Below are 15,735 nucleotides of genomic sequence, written 5' to 3'. Positions count from 1 at the left end.
GGCCGTTTTGTGAGCATTTTCTGTGTTATATAGTTTAGTACTTTTCTGCAGTAGGTTGGACTACTCGCCCTTATATGTACACCCTACAGTGCAAGTTTCTTTTACTATGACTGCACTTAAAAGAGGTAAGTTTGGTTTGAGTTTATGCCAGATCCAACTAGATAAAACCTCACTGGTTGGGTTTTCTAGACCAGGGATATCATTTAGGTAGTGGTGGTCAAGTTTTTCTAGAATTGGTTTAAAAGCAGTCTTTATATCAGCGAAATCCATCACCCATCCTGAATGACAACCTACTTCACCTGTAATTTCTAATCTAACAATAAAAGAATGACCATGCAGTCTGCCACACTTATGTCCTTGAGGTACATAAGGAAGTCGATGTGCACTTTCAAATGAAAATTCTTTATAAAGAGTTGCGTTCATGTTCCGGGCGCTCTGCTTTAAGTCTCAAATATAGTACCTTACGCCGATAAAATTTGGCAGTCAACCTGTACCCCCTTTGTGGATTATGAGTATAATCACATTTATATGCTGTGGCATTACTTGAAAATTCACAATGTTAATGTTCTACTGTAATCTATTTAAAAGAATGTCCAAAGAGGGGGCGGGGATGAATGATTTAGAGTCTGATTTGTTAAAAATAATTGAGACAAGTCATGGAACATTCGATTGTGCTACATTGGTTCATGCATATTTAGTTAAAGTTAATTACCGAGGGGATTATTTAGAGTTACACTCGAGAATAACTACGTGTTGCGAGGGGTTTTATGAGACTGGCAAACTAAAAAAAATAGGTAAAAACATGTACTTATATAAATCAACATAAGTTCGTGGCGGTTCACAACCCGCCACGAACCTGACTATCAAGCCTTATCATAAGCTGTTATAAGGTAATCACTAACAAGCACGATATCTTTTTGTACATTTTGCAACTGATTCCATTTTCTGGTAATAGCTATACCATCAGAATCCATTCCAAATTCCCATAAACCATGACCCCAATGACAAAAATGTTTGATGAAATTAAGTTGTTCTATATAAAAGTCAATGGTTGGAACGGGGGTCCACTCTTTTTCAATTGTCTTGAACAGCATATGCTGTTCATCAATATGGTCCATAAAACTGCCAAGTGAAAGAATACCTACCCCATGTAATAATCTAGAATGTCTAGGCTTTTTATCCCAATCTTCATTAAACACAATCTTAACAGCTTCCCAGAAATTATTTAATAGTGATAGCATCATTTCGGGATCGCCAGTACCATTTTGATGGTCACGAAATCTATATAATGCACCTTCTTTTAAACTAGCATCGACCATTTTAATGATGGATGTATCTGCTATTGTTCCACTAGGATTAGTTGCTGTCTTAATTCGACCATTTAACGGACCATCTTCAAAGTTCAAGCATAAAGTCAAGTAGGATGCAAATTTTTTTGCTTGTAAGTCTGATGGAAGTCGACCATTTGTGTATGGTGATAATTCATTAAGTAATGATTTCGGCAGCGGTTTTGTCGAATTTACTAGCATAAATTGTTCGCGCTGTTCTTCATCTGTTTTTGTTATAAATGCCGATACAGGCATAACAAAGTCATCAACATCTGCTTCTCTCAGGGCTGCAGTTCGCTGTTGCCCATCGACAATAAAACCAGGTTTTAAACCATCGACATTTAATGGAATGTGTAAAAAACCAAAGCAGTCTGAACCATCCGTTGCTTCAAATTTAACGCTATCATTAAATGCGATTATAATTGGGTTAGGAATTAATGGATTGTTACTTTCGATATACCGTTGAATTTCTTTAATATGAGATTGAACCTCAGGTCTTTGATAACCTTTTAGTTCTCGATTATTACGGCTAATTCGTGAAATACTTGCTACCTCAGGAATTAATTTTCCATTAATGGCAAGACTGTACAGGCATCTGTTGTTACCTTGCTTAATTTTCAGAGCCGGGACTCGAAGTGCAGCCTTTTGGGTCATTTTAAAGCCTTAATTTAGTAAAAAATAGAGGTTAGTTTTTCGTAAAAAACTTGAATGTTGTGAAATCCTCTGCGTCTATTTCTTTCTGCGCCCCGAAATATCACAACATTTATTCCAATTTCGCGACATATTTCACATGAACAATGTTCCCAAGGTCTATCTGCCAGCGTTTTTTCGTAATCATCCTTTATTGATATTGCATTTTTTTCGCCAGAATGAAGGCGTTCATATGCTAACAATACATCTAAGGTATAATTTAGCGAGGCTCTTCTTTCACTATATTCGAATAGTGCCTTAAGGGTTGCTTTTTCCAACTCTCGTGCAATATCTTGATTAATCACTCCGGATTTTATTTTTCTTCCCAGAGATACATTACCATCTAATTGAGGAACTCTTAAGGCAACATAATTTTTGCCAGATAATGTATGGTAATTGTTTTTTCTATCTTTGAAAGCCTGTTGCAATGGGGTTGTGGAGTCAATACTCACGACTCCCAAGTCTGAAAAACGCGCTAACTCTTGAGGTCTCGCGATACCTAATAAATGGAGCTTGGTATTACTTTTTCTTACAAGGCTGACTTCCTCTAGAGTTTCAATTATTTGCTCAGTCTTTAGAGGAACCATACCCCCCATCGTAATATATTCATAACCCATTGAAATTAGTTTCTTTACTGAGTCGGCATAAGATGCTTTATCCCATCCATGAGCAACACCAAATGGAATGAATTTTGAATTTTTAGATTTAATTAAAAATTCATCCGCCAAGGAAAGTGTAAGCTCTTTTCGCCGACTGAACTCAAAGAGTTCAGTTTCAGAAAAGCATCGACCTGCTTTTTCGTAACCAAAAACAATGTGATCTAGCGATACGCCATAATCAAACTGAGATGCTTCATAAAAACTAATAACATCCTCAACTCTATATGGAGGTTCATATTGAGTCACATAAGTAAATGCGCCACAATCCCCCATACTTTCCATGTTTTCTGGTAGCCTGAAGAACCGCGACATTCCCTCTCTGAAGAAACGTAAACGCTGAGGTCTTGAGTATTTTGACTCACCAGTACCAAGCCCATCGACAACTGCCTTAGAGACAAGCATACCATCATACGGTCGAGAGAAGACTTCGTGTGGATACAAGTCATCACGTTGTCTAATTCGATGTTCGTTCCTCGTTTCTTTAAAGAAATTAAAACTAGGATCAATGAAGTCTTGGCTATCAGGAAAGAAGTACTTAAGTCGTGGCAATTGGACCTCCAGCAGTTGTCAGTTGACAGCTGGCCATTATATCATGCAACACATTACTTGTAACTATTTTTTATATCTAAAAAAACTTTCCTGAATCTGCGTTCTTCTGCACATCTCCCGCTACTTCTTAACTTAATAAGACATTTTGTGGCGCTAAGATTAGAGTTAGATTGCAGTTCAGTTGATATATAAATGCGTAAATACTCATCTGTACATTTTATTTTATCGGATTTAACTATGGTAGGAATCGCGTTATGCATCTGATTGATAAAGTTTTTTGTTGAGCAATAGTCAAAATTTTGCTCCTTTAACAATTCGATAAATTTATTGGCCAAGCAGATATTTAATGATGTAGCATTGCACTTAAGCCAAGGTAGCATCAGTTTGCTACTTGAAAGAAAACAATCCTTTATTATTTTTTTTTCACTAAGAAATTCAGCTGAGGAAGTAATTATAACCAATTGTTTTTGAGGGTTAGATAGAAATCTTGCTCCTTGGATGAGGTCATCTAGAATCGCATTGATATATATATTCGAACCTGCGATTATGAAAAAATCATCGCATTTCCTCTGCATCAAATGTGCAATTGATTTACATCTTGAATAATTGTTTTTAATCTTGCAAAGGTGAGACCACCACACCCTAGAAGATTCTTTACTCGTCAGTCCATACGTGGGTATAGAATCATCACAATTAGGTGTGAATGTGGCTTGGTAATTTATTGTGAAATCATTGGCATTGATAAGACCTAGGCCAGCAGAAATAACCCACAAATCGACGAACTCATGCTTTTTTGCTTTTAAAGCGTTGGTCCAATGACTACCTTTGTATAAATTGATAGCATCAGTTGGCTGATTATTTTGCATGTGCTCTGTGATAAGATTTGACCATGAAAGTGCAAGTTCATGTAAATTATCATATTTATGCTTGATACCATCAAGCCTCAGAGTGCTATTGCTTTTTCCTTTGGAATTGGAGCAGGTTGTAATCAGGTTGATATGTTGCATATATATAATTTCTGTAGGCTAGTGGCGCAGAAGCTACTGGAATCAATTGGTTTTTACAAGTTTTTTTGGCACAATTTCTGACCTGATGATGATTAATGAGCCTATTGAGGCTCATGGTTGTCTTGCGGAGGTGTCTCAAGTGGGGTCTTCGTGAGAGTGCAGGGATAAAGGTTAACCAATTCAACATTAGGCTCGCAAACTTTTGCTCTTGGGACCTTTGTTGGCTCGTTTGTCCTGAGAGATAGGGAGATGACTTAGATGAGAGTTGCTGTTGTGGTATTCAGTGGTGGTCAGGATAGTACTACTTGCCTGATACGTGCCCAGCAAGTTTATGATGAAGTTCATGCAATCACCTTCAACTATGGTCAGCGTCACTCGGCAGAGGTTGAGGTTGCACGGACCTTGGCAACACAACTGGGAGTTAAGGCCCATAAGATCATGGATGTCAGTTTGCTCGGGGAATTGGCTCTATCATCTTTAACTCGCGATGAGATCCCAGTCAGTTGCGAACTACAGCATAACGGGTTACCCAACACCTTCGTGCCAGGGCGGAACATTTTGTTCCTCACCCTGTCAGCTATCTACGCCTATCAAGTGGGGGCCGAAGCGGTCATCACTGGCGTGTGTGAAACCGATTTTTCTGGCTACCCAGATTGTCGTGACGAGTTTGTTAAGGCTCTCAATCTGGCCGTGGTGCTTGGGATGGACAGGCCGGTTAGGTTCGAGACACCACTGATGTGGCTTGATAAGGCTGAGACCTGGGCGTTGGCTGACCACTGTGGCCACCTTGAGACAGTACGTCGTCAAACCCTGACCTGTTATAACGGTATTCAAGGGGACGGTTGTGGCGAATGCCCCGCCTGTATACTGCGAGCAAAAGGTCTCGAAGAGTACATGGCGCAGGGGCCGGCAGTTCGTATCCGCCTCGAGGCCAAATTGGCCTCGGCTTCCTGAGTCGGTCATTTTCACCCTTTCAGACAGATATTGATGATTCATTACCCGATTAACGAAATCTTCCAGACTATACAGGGAGAGGGAGTTCATACTGGACTTCCCGCCATCTTCGTGCGCCTGCAGGGCTGTCCGGTGGGCTGCTCCTGGTGCGATACCCGTCATACTTGGGTGGTTGATCCCGAGCGTCGAGTGCCGAGTTGTCAGATACTTGATGTCTCCAGCAATTCGGATGCTTGGAGTTCCATGTGTGCAGACGAGATCCTTAAGAGTTTCAGTTGTCTCGGCTACTCGGCTCGCCACGTGGTCATCACAGGTGGTGAACCTTGCCTGTATGATCTGAGCGAACTTTCTACCCTGCTGCTAGCCGAGGGTTTCACTGTGCAAGTTGAAACCAGTGGTACTCTGGAGGTGCGGGTTCATGAAGAGGCCTGGGTGACCGTTTCCCCGAAGATCGGAATGAAGGGTGGGCTTACCGTTTTGCCCCAGGCCTTGTCACGAGCCAACGAGATCAAACATCCGGTTGCAACTGAGCACCACATCGAGGAGCTTGATACTTTATTGCAATTTGCTGATCTGCGCCCGGACGTACAAATTGCTCTACAGCCAATCAGTCAAAAAAAACTAGCGACAGAACTGGCTATAAATGTGTGTATCGAACGTAACTGGAGGCTTTCAGTACAAGTACACAAATATATTCATATCGATTAATGTGTCGAAGTAAGGACTTACGATAGGAGCATCACCGTCTGCGGAGGCCCATTTGCAGATGGTATCTTGACTACGGAAATTTCTGTTCCGGCAACTATGCGCACTCTTCTGCACTCATCATCACATGATCAGGGCGGGATCGCACTTTGTTAAGGAAATTCGAAAAGGCCGATCGTCTGTGATCTAATCACGCCTCCATGCAGGAGGCGCGCTCTATGGCCTTGATTGAACATCTTACCCTTGTCGAAGAAACCCGCTCTGATATCAATCGTAAGCATGACCTGGTTGATGTCATGTTTCTGGTCATCAGCGCCATCATAAGTGGCGCCGAGGGTAGACGCCGCAGCGATCCCAAAGCAGGGAAACCCTGCTGCGTTCAACAATTGCACGTGCGCCAAAACGTGGTTGAACTTGGGTGTGTAATCCCCAACTCCCTATGGTTCCCATTTTTTGTGTACTCCTAATGATGGTAAGTCATTGTAGAGATCACTGCTGGCCATGCCTTCTTCCTCCATGGGCCCCCTGACCGGCGTGGCCGTTACAAATTCCCTCGTTCTGCCATCGACACAACTCCCTCAGTACCGACGACCAGATGATCCAAAATCCGGATATCCACCAGTGCCAGGGCATCCTGTAAGCGCAGGGTGATCTCGATATCTGCCCGGCTGGGTTCCGGGTATCCCGACGGGTGGTTATGCACCAGCATCAGGGCGGCGGCATTGTGGTGCAGTGCCCGCTTGACGACATCGCGGGGGTAGACGGTTGCAGCGGACAGGGTGCCAAGGAACAGCTCCTCGTAGGCCAGTATCCGGTGTTGGTTATCGAGGAACAGTGCCGCAAAAACTTCGCGATCCCGTGTTTGCAGTAGCCCTTGCAGGGCTTGATGGGCCAAGTGTTTATCGGTAATAGCTTCCCCCTTGCCCAGTTTATGCCGGGCAATAGCTTGGGCGATGGTGAGCAGCTCATCGTCGGTGACAAGGTCAGTCACCCGGTAGGTGCCGGGGGTCTCCCCGGCGATCAGTTTGTGGTGCAACATGATTGTGCTCCATACGCCATCGCCCCACCGCATTGGACGCGGCAGGCTAGGCGAAGTAGTTGGTTAATGGGTTACTGAATGGGGTGTGACAGCAGGCTTGGTTGGCTGTGTTCAGGCCGCCAAGGTGTGCGGGGTGTAGTCGTGCAGCGGAATGTGGTAACTGGTGGCGAGCATGGTGCCTAACTGGGTTAGCCTGCGGTGATCCGGATGATCGCACAGCCATTGCGCCAGTGTGTCACCCCGTTCGTTTTCATAGCGCAGGTAGAGGGCATAACCGTTCACTGGCGGGCCTTGGTCATGCACCACTTCAACCTGGCCATGGTGATCAAGGTAAGCCTCCAACTCGATGGCGATCACTGCGTTAATCATCTTCGGTCTCCTTGTCAGGGATGGGGTCACTCTCCACGCGATAGCCACGATGGATGCAGATGCGCTGTAGGTCTGCCAGAAAGTTGGCCAGTACGTGGGGTTGCTCGGTGAGCGGCACGGGCCCTGCTTGGCAACGCCAAAAACAGCGACGTTTGGGGTCGATGCAGATCTCATCTCTCGGCTGGCTCATGGTGTGCCAGTCCTCGGCATTGGTCAGGGAGAGCAGTTGCCACTGCACTCCAGACCAGCGCACTTGTAGGGTGACTGTACGGGCTGGTGGGCTATCTGGTGTCAGGTGCAGCAGCCAACGCTGACCACTGTGGGTGGGGGTTAGCTTGGCGCTGGTGGCGACTCGTCCCAGCCACTGGCGTGTGTAGTGGGAGAGAGCTAATTCTTGTCTCATCGTGTCCTCCTAATCTCCTGCGATCGTGACGCTGAAGCATTCCAACCGGCAGTAGGCAATGAAGTTGTTTTGCCAGATGTCGAACAATTCCCGCGCTTCGGCCAGCCGCAGAGGCCCCCAGCCCAGCATGGTGTGTTCCCCATCGAGGAAGTTGAAATCGAGCTCTTTGCTGAGTTCGGCATCATAGCCCCGCCCCTGGTAGCTAAAGTCGGTGACGTAATCGAATAGCCAGCCATCAAGCCCACGGATCAGGCGGATCTCAACTGGGTGCACGCCGCCTTGCTCAGCGCTGTAGCCGGGATTGCGAAAGTTGAAAGTCAGTTGGGTTAAGCGCTCAAGATTGAGCTCGGTTTTAGCGACTTCCTGGTCGAGCAGAGCCAGCAATGCTTGGGCTACGGGCAGGGCAAAGCCGTCCCGGAAAAAGGGAATGGTCATGGTGTTCTCCGAATAAAGGGTTGGGACTAGCGCAGTCGCCAGGGCAGAAGCCAAGTTGGTAGCTTGTTCGTCAGCGGTGTGAGTAGTGCGGGGAACGTAGGCACGGTGGTGCGGATCGGTGGCAGGGGAGTTTGTGCAAGCGTGATGGCTAGCAAGACGGTACTCCACGCCTGGTCTACCTGCTCACTGTGGTGCACACCCTGGATACACCAGGTCACGAAGTGCTCGCAGTTGTTGAACTGCAGGTTGTAGGCCCGCTCTCCCAGCCGTTGATGCGCTCGCGCTAGACTTTCGCTGGGGCTGTAGTAACGGTGGCTGTATTCACGTAGGTAGCAGTCGCCATTGCCTGTAAATATCTCCAACGATGAAACAATAATCCGCCCAGTCACCGGGCCTTCACTCGAGAAAGGACCTGTATAGTGAATGACTTGGTTATTGCCCGCGTAGAGACCGTGATGGTCGTAGCCCCATCGGCTTACGACCAGATGGTCACCAGGTTTCATGTCTGCTCCTTTTAGAAAACAAGAAGCCCGGTACGAGACCGGGCATAGCGAAGTGGAGTGGGCTCATTCGAAGGTGTAACCGGTATCTCCCCGGTCGGTATGAATAACCACCTCCAGTACTCGGCACAGCGGTGTTGACTTGAGGGTGAACCGAGTTTGCTGTCCAAAGTTCATCGCAACAGGGAACACCTGCTTGATGTACTCTGGTTTCACCCTGTCTTTACTGTCGAGACAGGTACGCCATTTAACGCGACCGCTGACACAATCATCACTCGGCACTTCCCGAACCAACTGACACTGGCCACGGTTGATGGTGATGTCATTAATCGTGATAGGGTCATTACGAGACACAACCTGCAGTACGCCCTGTTGTGCGCGAAGTTCAAAGTTCAAGGGGGCGGCGGCTGGCTCAGGCTCCGGAGCCGGGAAGGCGCAGCCAAAGGCAGCGTCTGTCGCAGCGGGCAGGGCCTCTTGTACACCCGCTACCGGCAGCTCAACAGTTCGGTCATCCTGGGTGATGGCTTGCAGCGACTTGGCTGTGCGCAGCGCGGCCCACATGTCATAGAACGCCTTGCTGTCATTCCCTGCCACCATGCTCGGTAGCGGGGGGTAGGTATGACCATTGATGCGCAAACTGACGTTGTTCGTAGTTGCTTGTCCCGCCTGATTGAGCGTGATGCCATTAAGCTGGCCCATCTGGCACGAGAGATAGAGATAGGTCTCATCATCAACCGTTGCCGAATACTCCGTTACCCCCTGGCCCCAGCCATCGTTCCAGCGGCCATGGTCGCCAAATGCCAGTACGGCAGGCGTCAGCAGTAAGCCCAGAAGGGCTATTATCCATTGATGCATCCCACACTCCTTACACGGCATAGCCGAGGATATTGTTCATAAAGCCTTGAAAGGCGAAAAAGCCGATCAGCGCCCCAATGGCCTGTGGCCCCATCAGCCAAAATATCTTGGCCTTGAAGGTCTCGACAGCGCCGCTGGTCGAGATCCAGTCCGGGTGGGTAAAACGGCGAAACCACTCCCCGATACACATGCCAACACCAGTGAAGAGCGTGCCGAACACGAAAGTGGCGGTCAGCCCCCAAAATCCAAGCCAAGGGGCCTTGCCGGTCCAGGCAATGTTGATGGTCAGGGCCAGAAAAAGCAGGCCCGCGATAACAAAGTAACGTTTCATGATGTCTCCTTATGGATAAAAAATGACTTTTCATTTCCCGTGGCCATGCGGTGGTTGAACAGTGGGAAATGAGGGGGGTTGAGTATTGGGTGATGGATTTCCTTTCGCTCTGAAATTCCACGCCAAAGCACTAATGCCAACCTAATTGGTTGATCCTCACCTTTCAGAGTTCTTCATGTCAACAGGTCTATACCCAACCATACGAGTTGGTTGGAGGACTTATGACAGATATCAACTTTGAGCAGTTAGCCAAGAGTGTGGGTAAGGCGATTGGGCGTCAGCGTAACCAGGCCGGGTTTACCCAGGAGCAGGTGGCTGAACACCTCAATATCGGGATGGAAGCTGTCTCACGAATGGAGCGAGGGATTGTGGTGCCGACCGTGGTGCGGTTGGCGGAGCTCGCTCAACTGTTTGGTTGTGAGCTAGCCGACTTTCTGCGTGAGACCAGTAACCGCCCGACCGAGCAGGGCATTGTGCTGAGCCAGCAACTGGCTCGGCTCGATGATGCTGACCGAACCCTGTTGCTGGAAACGGTGGAGCGGTTGGTGGAGCGGTTGGCGCGTCCCCGCTGATCACCCGCCATTTACTGGGGGAGGGGGTGGGGTCCCTTTCCCCAATTTATTGGTGAGCGGACTCCTTCTTGGTTGTGGTCTCTGTGGTGTTCTGGTTGCTTGGCCTTGTGGTGTGCTATGCGAGGTTGTCGCCTCCGCACTCGCGTTACCATTCGTTTCGTCAGTGCTGGCTTCGGGATAGAACTCCTCCAGCAGCATCGGCACCTCTTCATCAATATCTTCAAACTGGCCGTTACGCAGCAGCTCGCGAGCAGCTTGCTCCATCAGCTCGATTGCCAAGCCTGCCTCTTGGTCACGTTGGGCCGCCTCCTGTGCCAGCTTGACTGCCTCGGTCAGGTTGGTCTCTTCCCGCAAGGTTAAATCCACGTAGTAGACTGGTGTGCGGTAGGACTGGGTGGTGCTCTTGGCTCGCAACCGCAGGGTGAGCGGCAGATAGCGGGTATGGCCCCCGCTCACTGCCTCTAGGTACTTCAGTCGCGCCGCCAGGGTGCGTACCGAGTTGTAGCCGGTGGTGCGGAAGATAAAACTGCCCAGCTCATCCCCTTGCCCCTCCACAAACAGGTTCAGTCGCCCGTACAGCTTGCAGCCTTGTTGCCCGGCAAAGGCGCAGCGCTCGGGTCCAGGGCAGCTGACCTCCTCCATGCCTTGTGCCCCCACGCGTCTTGCCACCTCCCCATTCCCGACACAGAGCGGCCTGCCGGTTTGCCGGTCAAAGGCGCTGTATTCCGCCCGCAGATTCAAGTCGCTGTCGTTGAACAGCACCCTCACTGGAATGGAGCGGATCTTGGTTTGCTCCTGCCCCAGGCCACTTTTCTGCGATGAGTAGTGTTGATGCAGGGGATGGAGCAACCATCCCCCCTTTTGCTGTATCTGGGTGGTGAGGGTGAAGCTGTCGTCCTTCTCCGGTACCCACTTATCCTGTTTTTGCACCAGCTTGCCGATGCAGATCCGCCCAATCACGGGCGGGGTGATCGCCAGTCCTTTGATCATGGTGTTTGCCTCAAGGGTTGAATGGTGAAACGGCGCACGCCGGGTACCGGTTTGACGTAACGGGTGAGCAGGTCGGGATGATCCTGACCGAGCTTATCCAGATCCGGAGCTAGCCGGTCTTTACTGCGCTTCCAGGTGATCTTTCCATCGGCAAACAACCCGGCTGTCGCTTCACCCAAAGTGGCTTGCAACCGCTGCTTGAGCTGCGACTCCTGCAGCTCGACGGCTTCCTTTTGCTGACGCAAGCGCAGCAGCTCGCCAAACAGCTTGTTGAACTCGGGAGAATCGGAGAGATCCACCGTCTGGCCATCGTCACGCGGAAACAGCCAGCTCAGAGCATTGGCAGCATCACTGGAGCCGTCAGGCTCGGGCTGCTGGTCTTGTTGCACCATCTGCCAGAACTGCGCTTCCCGCTCGATGAGATCCTGGATCTTCTCTTCGTCACGCTCGATGCGATAAATCCGGAAATCCTGGCCGCCGATGAGCACTGCCACTTCGGCCCAGGCATGGCCGGTGACGGCCAACTGATGGAGTACCTGACACTGGTAAGCCACCGGCACCCCTTCCTCCCACTGGGGGGCACTGTGATAGCTGGCGGTCTTGATCTCCAGAATGCCCGGCCCATCGGGATGGCCGACCACCTCTCGGTCGAGGTTTGCGAGCATGAAGGGTTGCTCGGGGTGTTTCAGCACTGCATTGACCCGGCGCACCTTGTAGCCTGTGCGCTTGGCATAGACCTGTGCCAGCACAGGTTCGAGCTCGATGCCCCACAGCACCGCTTCCTTATGGGAGATATCTTCCTGCTCCTTGCGACCGGTCTTCTCCAGCCACAGGCTGAGCGGGCATTTGTAGGGGGATAGCCCCACTGCCACGGCGGCATCGGAGGAGCCAATGCCAAGCTTGCGGATTGCGAGCCACTGCTCGCGGGTTAACTGGGTAGTAGAGGCCAACCGCAGGGCTTGGCCGTATTTGGCTTTTGCTTTCATGACGACTCCTTGTTGACGGCATAAATGGCGACGCCCGGATTGGCTTGCGCCAGTCCGGGTGAGGTCGTTATGCGGTTTGAATGGGGACGAGGAATTACTGCAGCAGAGTGAGTGCCTGATTCAGGGCTTGGGATTTGAGTTGGGCGCCCTGACCAAACCAGGCGGAATCGAGCCGGTGATCCTGGCTGCGGGCACGGCGGTGGTGATCCACGTATTCAGTGACCGCATTGACCAGCCCCCAAGCGGTATTGCGGGAGCTCGCAAGTTCTGAGCCCATGCCTGCGCCTTGATAGAGCTCATGCAGCCGTTGTACCGGCTTGGTGAGAATGATGCTCTCCTCATCCAGCGGTTGCGCCAGCAAGTCGCTGAAAAAGCGTAGCGCCTCTTCAGGGGCGACTAGCCGTTGTGCCAGCGCTTTGGTCTGTGCTTTGAACTCATCCCAATGGGAGAGCCCCAGTCCGAGCGACTCTTTGACGGTCGCCGCATCGAACTGAGTGGAGTGGGGCACCTTGATGGCGCCGGTAGCGCCGCGCAGTGCCATCTGCAGGGTGTTGTTGCAGACTACTCGCAGCGAGGTGAACTGCGCCGTGGTGCAGAGTGTGCCGTCGCAACTGGTCGCCAGCAGCAGATAGGACTTTACCAAGTCATTGCCTTTGAGTTTTAGATCCTGGCCGGTCTTAGCGAGTGCCCACAGCTTGCGGCCACCTTTGAGCGAGCCTGCTGTTTCCAGCTCAAAGCCACCGGCTTCCACCAGGTCTTGATAGAAGTGCAGCACCTCATGAGGCTGTACCACGTTGTAGCGACTTGAGACCACCGACAGGGGGGCAAGGGTATCGGAGCGATAAAGTACCTTGCTATCGCTGTAGGGGCGAATATGCAACGCATCGGAGGCGACGTTAAACATCACGTCACTCTGCTCGATGGTCCAATCCATCCCGGCTGCCTGCAGCCAGATATCGAGAGATTGTTGCGGGGGCAAAACATTGCCAAGGCCATGCCAAGGGGTTTGGCCGGTGTAGGCCATCGTATCGATCAGGTGAGCCATGAGAAATCTCCAATGAAAAAGGGACTGCACAGAGCAGTCCCTTGGGTAGGTTCATGGAGATAATATATATCTGAAATTAATTGAAATGAGACTCATTTGATTCTGTGGTTTGTAGCTATGGAATGCGCGCTGTGGTACCCCGTGTGGTACCCCAGGCCAAAAACGACCAAGGGGTTGGCATCGTGATGATGCCAACCCCTTGTTTTATATGGCGCTCCCGACTGGAGTCGAACCAGTGGCCTGTCCCTTAGGAGGGGACCGCTCTATCCTGCTGAGCTACGGGAGCTGTGTGGCGGGCATTATACAAGAAGCAACTCCCTTTTAAACCCTTGATTCTTATTCCAATACTGCCAAATCCCCGTTCTGGATGTTAAACGGCGAATATTTGTTCTGGCTGCTGATGATGGCGCCATCGTCGAATACCTGTACAACCTCAAACAGGCCGTCGGCTGGGTTGCGCATCATGCGGGACTTGCCGTAGGGGTCGATGAAGTCGGCGTTGTGCTGGATGCGGAACTGATCTCCAAGCTTGACGCCGTTGCGTCGTCCCAGATTGATGTAGGGGCCGCGTTCGTTCTGGCCGACCACTCTTGCGGTGACCGGGGCGCAGGTGAGCTGGGCTACCAGATCCTGAGCCGCCTGCTGCAACTGGTAGTTGACCTCTTGGCCGTAACTTGACTGCCAGAACTGGCCGCTGCTGCTGCCCACCTGATCCTGCTTGCCAAAGGTCCAGGTGGCGCGCCCTTCGTAGACCTTGCGGTTGATCAGACTGCCGTTGATGCCGTCGAACAGGTAGAGCTGCATGCGAAAATTGCGCACCGGATCCTCATACCAGCTGGTCAGCTGGTTTCCCTGCGGTTCGATGGAGAGATCGTCGATGCTGCCGAGCACCAGATACTGGCTGTCGGTACGCAGGCTGAGCGCCTTGATCTCCTCGAGGGCGCTGCGATCTCCCTGTTGCAGATGGAGCGGATCGATGCGCAGGTTTTCATCCAGCCACTGGCGCACCGCGACCCCTTGCGGCGCATTGGCGAGGGTCTCGAACAGTCGTCGTGAGAGGTTTTCCGGCATGTCGTCCATGGCGCCGTAGCTGGCTTGGTCCGGATAGCGCATTCGCAGCCTGACCAGTGTCAAATCCTTGGCGAAGTGCTGGGTCTGGCAGATCTGGCGTTCGGCCTGAATGTCGGCCACCAGGGTGATGTACATGCGGCCGTTGCGCACCTCTTCCCGCTTGAGCCGGTATTGGCGAATGTCGCCGCCGGAGCGGATCTGGATCTGCTCGGATCGCAGGCTGCCATTTTCCAGACGCTGGACGCTGGAAACGGCCGCGCCGCTTGCCAGCAGCGCCTGACGCAGGGCGTCGCGGGTCGCCTGCTCGCGGGCATAGACCTCATCGCCCCCCAGAATGGCGGCGCTGCCCTGCGCTTCGATAAGCTCGGCTCGGGCGCTCAGGCTGGCCAGCAGCAGGGTCAACAGCAGCGGTAATTTCATAGCAGATACCTTGAGTTGGCGGGCAGCCGCGCCATTTTGAGGAAATGGCGCCTGCTGGCCGACATGGATCACAACACGTTCCAAGTGGCAGCGCACGTTGGCGCTGACGATGTCCATTAAAAAGCAAGAATCATGCCTCATTCCCGGCTCAAGCTTTGTCCGGCGCGTCCGATAATAAGTCAGGTGCAGATACAGGAAAGGTATCCATGAACAAACTCATCACGGCGTTGGCGCTTGCCCTGGCATTGACCGGGTGCGGCTCCGACCCTATCAACCGGGATCAGGGTGACCCCCGCCAGGCGGCGCAGGGGATGGAGCTCAACTGGCTGGTGGCGCGCATGACCGATCAGCTGATGGAGCGCAAATCGCTGACCACCCTGACCGAACCCATCGCGGTGGCCTCTTTCGTTGATCTCGACACCCTGCAGGATACCAACTGGATGGGACAGCAGATTGAGGAGAGCTTTATCTACGAGCTCAACCGCCGCGGCGAGGTGGTGGTGGACTTCAAGCTGACCGGCAGCATCAAGGTGACACCGCAGGGGGACTTCGTGCTGAGCCGCAACTACAAGGAGCTTTCTTCCCGTTTGCCGATCTCCCGCATTCTGGTTGGCACCTTCAGCCGCAATAGCAAGGGGATCCTGGTCAACGCCCGCGTTATCGACATGCGCACCAAGATGGTGGAGACCACAGCCCAGAGCCTGATCCCGCAAAAATATCTGTTCGGTGCCAACAACTCGTTTGGTCGGGCATCGATCAATCGCGGTTATCTGATGCGTGACAGTCAGGCCCGGCCGGGCGGTCATCTGGTCAACCTGACCCCGTGA

General features: G+C 51.1%; 20 protein-coding genes, 1 tRNA gene and 1 pseudogene. 5 read left to right on the top strand and 17 right to left on the bottom strand.

What is annotated here, in order from left to right:
* Positions 1-60 precede the first annotated feature (60 nt).
* The 4 genes from queD to A9G06_RS21845 form a co-directional block, all read right to left on the bottom strand.
* On the bottom strand, positions 61-423 hold the full coding sequence (queD, locus tag A9G06_RS21330) for a 6-carboxytetrahydropterin synthase QueD (protein ID WP_083243724.1): 363 nt from the start codon (positions 421-423) through the stop codon (positions 61-63).
* Positions 424-863: 440 nt separating this feature from the next.
* Positions 864-1,982 (bottom strand): DGQHR domain-containing protein DpdB, encoded by a 1,119-nt coding sequence (dbpB, locus tag A9G06_RS03855; protein ID WP_069554329.1) that lies wholly within the window; start codon positions 1,980-1,982, stop codon positions 864-866.
* Between the two features lie 14 nt (positions 1,983-1,996).
* Positions 1,997-3,226 (bottom strand): tRNA-guanine transglycosylase DpdA, encoded by a 1,230-nt coding sequence (gene dpdA / locus A9G06_RS21325; protein ID WP_083243723.1) that lies wholly within the window; start codon positions 3,224-3,226, stop codon positions 1,997-1,999.
* A 53-nt stretch (positions 3,227-3,279) separates the two neighbouring features.
* Positions 3,280-4,233 carry a hypothetical protein gene (locus A9G06_RS21845; RefSeq protein WP_139126151.1) on the bottom strand — a complete coding sequence of 318 codons (954 nt, stop codon included), beginning with the start codon at positions 4,231-4,233 and terminating at the stop codon, positions 3,280-3,282.
* A 258-nt stretch (positions 4,234-4,491) separates the two neighbouring features.
* Here A9G06_RS21845 and queC point away from each other — a divergent pair, with 258 nt between their 5' ends.
* The 3 genes and pseudogenes from queC to A9G06_RS21840 form a co-directional block, all read left to right on the top strand.
* Positions 4,492-5,187 (top strand): 7-cyano-7-deazaguanine synthase QueC, encoded by a 696-nt coding sequence (queC, locus tag A9G06_RS03850; RefSeq protein ID WP_041915423.1) that lies wholly within the window; start codon positions 4,492-4,494, stop codon positions 5,185-5,187.
* 36 nt (positions 5,188-5,223) lie between these two features.
* Positions 5,224-5,895: a 7-carboxy-7-deazaguanine synthase QueE gene (gene queE, locus A9G06_RS03845; protein ID WP_069554391.1), complete on the top strand. Its 672-nt coding sequence runs from the start codon at positions 5,224-5,226 to the stop codon at positions 5,893-5,895.
* A 215-nt stretch (positions 5,896-6,110) separates the two neighbouring features.
* Positions 6,111-6,230: pseudogene (locus A9G06_RS21840) on the top strand (ISAs1 family transposase); the annotation flags it as partial.
* On the opposite strand, the gene A9G06_RS22540 reads toward A9G06_RS21840, so the two are convergent.
* The 8 genes from A9G06_RS22540 to A9G06_RS03805 all read right to left on the bottom strand — a co-directional run bounded on the left by A9G06_RS22540 (position 6,211) and on the right by A9G06_RS03805 (position 9,824).
* Positions 6,211-6,342, bottom strand: coding sequence for a type IV toxin-antitoxin system YeeU family antitoxin (locus tag A9G06_RS22540; protein ID WP_171903376.1), 132 nt, complete (start codon positions 6,340-6,342; stop codon positions 6,211-6,213). The pseudogene A9G06_RS21840 and the gene A9G06_RS22540 sit on opposite strands and share 20 nt — an antisense overlap.
* Positions 6,343-6,433: 91 nt before the next feature.
* Positions 6,434-6,931 carry a DNA repair protein RadC gene (gene radC / locus A9G06_RS03835; RefSeq protein WP_069554327.1) on the bottom strand — a complete coding sequence of 166 codons (498 nt, stop codon included), beginning with the start codon at positions 6,929-6,931 and terminating at the stop codon, positions 6,434-6,436.
* 111 nt (positions 6,932-7,042) lie between these two features.
* Complete coding sequence (locus A9G06_RS03830) at positions 7,043-7,300, bottom strand: hypothetical protein (RefSeq protein ID WP_069554326.1); 258 nt, start codon at positions 7,298-7,300, stop codon at positions 7,043-7,045.
* Entirely contained in the window at positions 7,293-7,703 is a 411-nt protein-coding gene (locus A9G06_RS03825) for a hypothetical protein (RefSeq protein ID WP_069554325.1), read from the bottom strand. The genes A9G06_RS03830 and A9G06_RS03825 overlap by 8 nt, the downstream gene beginning before the upstream one ends.
* A gap of 9 nt (positions 7,704-7,712) precedes the next feature.
* Complete coding sequence (locus tag A9G06_RS03820; protein ID WP_069554324.1) at positions 7,713-8,138, bottom strand: DUF2787 domain-containing protein; 426 nt, start codon at positions 8,136-8,138, stop codon at positions 7,713-7,715.
* Positions 8,139-8,164: 26 nt separating this feature from the next.
* Positions 8,165-8,641 (bottom strand): lecithin retinol acyltransferase family protein, encoded by a 477-nt coding sequence (locus A9G06_RS03815; RefSeq protein ID WP_069554323.1) that lies wholly within the window; start codon positions 8,639-8,641, stop codon positions 8,165-8,167.
* Between the two features lie 63 nt (positions 8,642-8,704).
* Positions 8,705-9,493, bottom strand: coding sequence for a hypothetical protein (locus tag A9G06_RS03810; protein WP_069554322.1), 789 nt, complete (start codon positions 9,491-9,493; stop codon positions 8,705-8,707).
* A 10-nt stretch (positions 9,494-9,503) separates the two neighbouring features.
* Positions 9,504-9,824, bottom strand: coding sequence for a hypothetical protein (locus tag A9G06_RS03805; protein ID WP_069554321.1), 321 nt, complete (start codon positions 9,822-9,824; stop codon positions 9,504-9,506).
* A 221-nt stretch (positions 9,825-10,045) separates the two neighbouring features.
* On the opposite strand from A9G06_RS03805, the gene A9G06_RS03800 reads away from it, so the two are divergent.
* On the top strand, positions 10,046-10,396 hold the full coding sequence (locus A9G06_RS03800; protein ID WP_069554320.1) for a helix-turn-helix transcriptional regulator: 351 nt from the start codon (positions 10,046-10,048) through the stop codon (positions 10,394-10,396).
* Here the strand turns inward: A9G06_RS03800 and A9G06_RS03795 are convergent, their stop codons facing one another.
* From A9G06_RS03795 to A9G06_RS03775, 5 genes are all read right to left on the bottom strand, one after another.
* Positions 10,397-11,386 (bottom strand): hypothetical protein, encoded by a 990-nt coding sequence (locus A9G06_RS03795; protein ID WP_069554319.1) that lies wholly within the window; start codon positions 11,384-11,386, stop codon positions 10,397-10,399.
* A complete protein-coding gene (locus A9G06_RS03790) occupies positions 11,383-12,372 on the bottom strand; it encodes a lambda-exonuclease family protein (RefSeq protein WP_069554318.1) in 990 nt (329 codons plus the stop codon). The genes A9G06_RS03795 and A9G06_RS03790 overlap by 4 nt, the downstream gene beginning before the upstream one ends.
* A gap of 94 nt (positions 12,373-12,466) precedes the next feature.
* Positions 12,467-13,417, bottom strand: coding sequence for a DUF932 domain-containing protein (locus A9G06_RS03785; protein WP_069554317.1), 951 nt, complete (start codon positions 13,415-13,417; stop codon positions 12,467-12,469).
* Positions 13,418-13,626: 209 nt separating this feature from the next.
* Positions 13,627-13,703 (bottom strand) — tRNA-Arg (locus tag A9G06_RS03780).
* Between the two features lie 50 nt (positions 13,704-13,753).
* The gene (locus A9G06_RS03775) at positions 13,754-14,908 is read right to left on the bottom strand and encodes a flagellar assembly protein FlgT (protein WP_069554390.1); all 1,155 of its coding nucleotides are present in this window, start codon (positions 14,906-14,908) and stop codon (positions 13,754-13,756) included.
* 206 nt (positions 14,909-15,114) lie between these two features.
* Between A9G06_RS03775 and A9G06_RS03770 the strand changes: the two genes are divergently transcribed.
* On the top strand, positions 15,115-15,735 hold the full coding sequence (locus A9G06_RS03770; protein ID WP_005338718.1) for a FlgO family outer membrane protein: 621 nt from the start codon (positions 15,115-15,117) through the stop codon (positions 15,733-15,735).

Origin of the sequence: Aeromonas sp. DNP9, from assembly GCF_001728955.1 — a bacterium.
Classification (GTDB): Bacteria; Pseudomonadota; Gammaproteobacteria; order Enterobacterales; family Aeromonadaceae; genus Aeromonas; species Aeromonas veronii.
Note: the sequence above shows the minus strand (reverse complement) of the source record. Positions and strands in the feature narration are given on the sequence as shown.

Bases quoted from the DNA above. Each gene is read 5' to 3' on its own strand.
- A9G06_RS03795 (WP_069554319.1), bottom strand. From the start codon at position 11,386: ATGATCAAAGGACTGGCGATCACCCCGCCCGTGATTGGGCGGATCTGC.
- A9G06_RS22540 (WP_171903376.1), bottom strand. From the start codon at position 6,342: ATGGGAACCATAGGGAGTTGGGGATTACACACCCAAGTTCAACCACGT.
- queC (WP_041915423.1), top strand. From the start codon at position 4,492: ATGAGAGTTGCTGTTGTGGTATTCAGTGGTGGTCAGGATAGTACTACT.
- A9G06_RS03800 (WP_069554320.1), top strand. From the start codon at position 10,046: ATGACAGATATCAACTTTGAGCAGTTAGCCAAGAGTGTGGGTAAGGCG.
- A9G06_RS21845 (WP_139126151.1), bottom strand. From the start codon at position 4,233: ATGCAACATATCAACCTGATTACAACCTGCTCCAATTCCAAAGGAAAA.
- A9G06_RS03815 (WP_069554323.1), bottom strand. From the start codon at position 8,641: ATGAAACCTGGTGACCATCTGGTCGTAAGCCGATGGGGCTACGACCAT.
- A9G06_RS03825 (WP_069554325.1), bottom strand. From the start codon at position 7,703: ATGAGACAAGAATTAGCTCTCTCCCACTACACACGCCAGTGGCTGGGA.
- A9G06_RS03790 (WP_069554318.1), bottom strand. From the start codon at position 12,372: ATGAAAGCAAAAGCCAAATACGGCCAAGCCCTGCGGTTGGCCTCTACT.
- A9G06_RS03810 (WP_069554322.1), bottom strand. From the start codon at position 9,493: ATGCATCAATGGATAATAGCCCTTCTGGGCTTACTGCTGACGCCTGCC.
- radC (WP_069554327.1), bottom strand. From the start codon at position 6,931: ATGTTGCACCACAAACTGATCGCCGGGGAGACCCCCGGCACCTACCGG.
- A9G06_RS03820 (WP_069554324.1), bottom strand. From the start codon at position 8,138: ATGACCATTCCCTTTTTCCGGGACGGCTTTGCCCTGCCCGTAGCCCAA.
- queD (WP_083243724.1), bottom strand. From the start codon at position 423: ATGAACGCAACTCTTTATAAAGAATTTTCATTTGAAAGTGCACATCGA.
- A9G06_RS03805 (WP_069554321.1), bottom strand. From the start codon at position 9,824: ATGAAACGTTACTTTGTTATCGCGGGCCTGCTTTTTCTGGCCCTGACC.
- A9G06_RS03775 (WP_069554390.1), bottom strand. From the start codon at position 14,908: ATGAAATTACCGCTGCTGTTGACCCTGCTGCTGGCCAGCCTGAGCGCC.
- A9G06_RS03830 (WP_069554326.1), bottom strand. From the start codon at position 7,300: ATGATTAACGCAGTGATCGCCATCGAGTTGGAGGCTTACCTTGATCAC.
- dbpB (WP_069554329.1), bottom strand. From the start codon at position 1,982: ATGACCCAAAAGGCTGCACTTCGAGTCCCGGCTCTGAAAATTAAGCAA.
- A9G06_RS03770 (WP_005338718.1), top strand. From the start codon at position 15,115: ATGAACAAACTCATCACGGCGTTGGCGCTTGCCCTGGCATTGACCGGG.
- A9G06_RS03785 (WP_069554317.1), bottom strand. From the start codon at position 13,417: ATGGCTCACCTGATCGATACGATGGCCTACACCGGCCAAACCCCTTGG.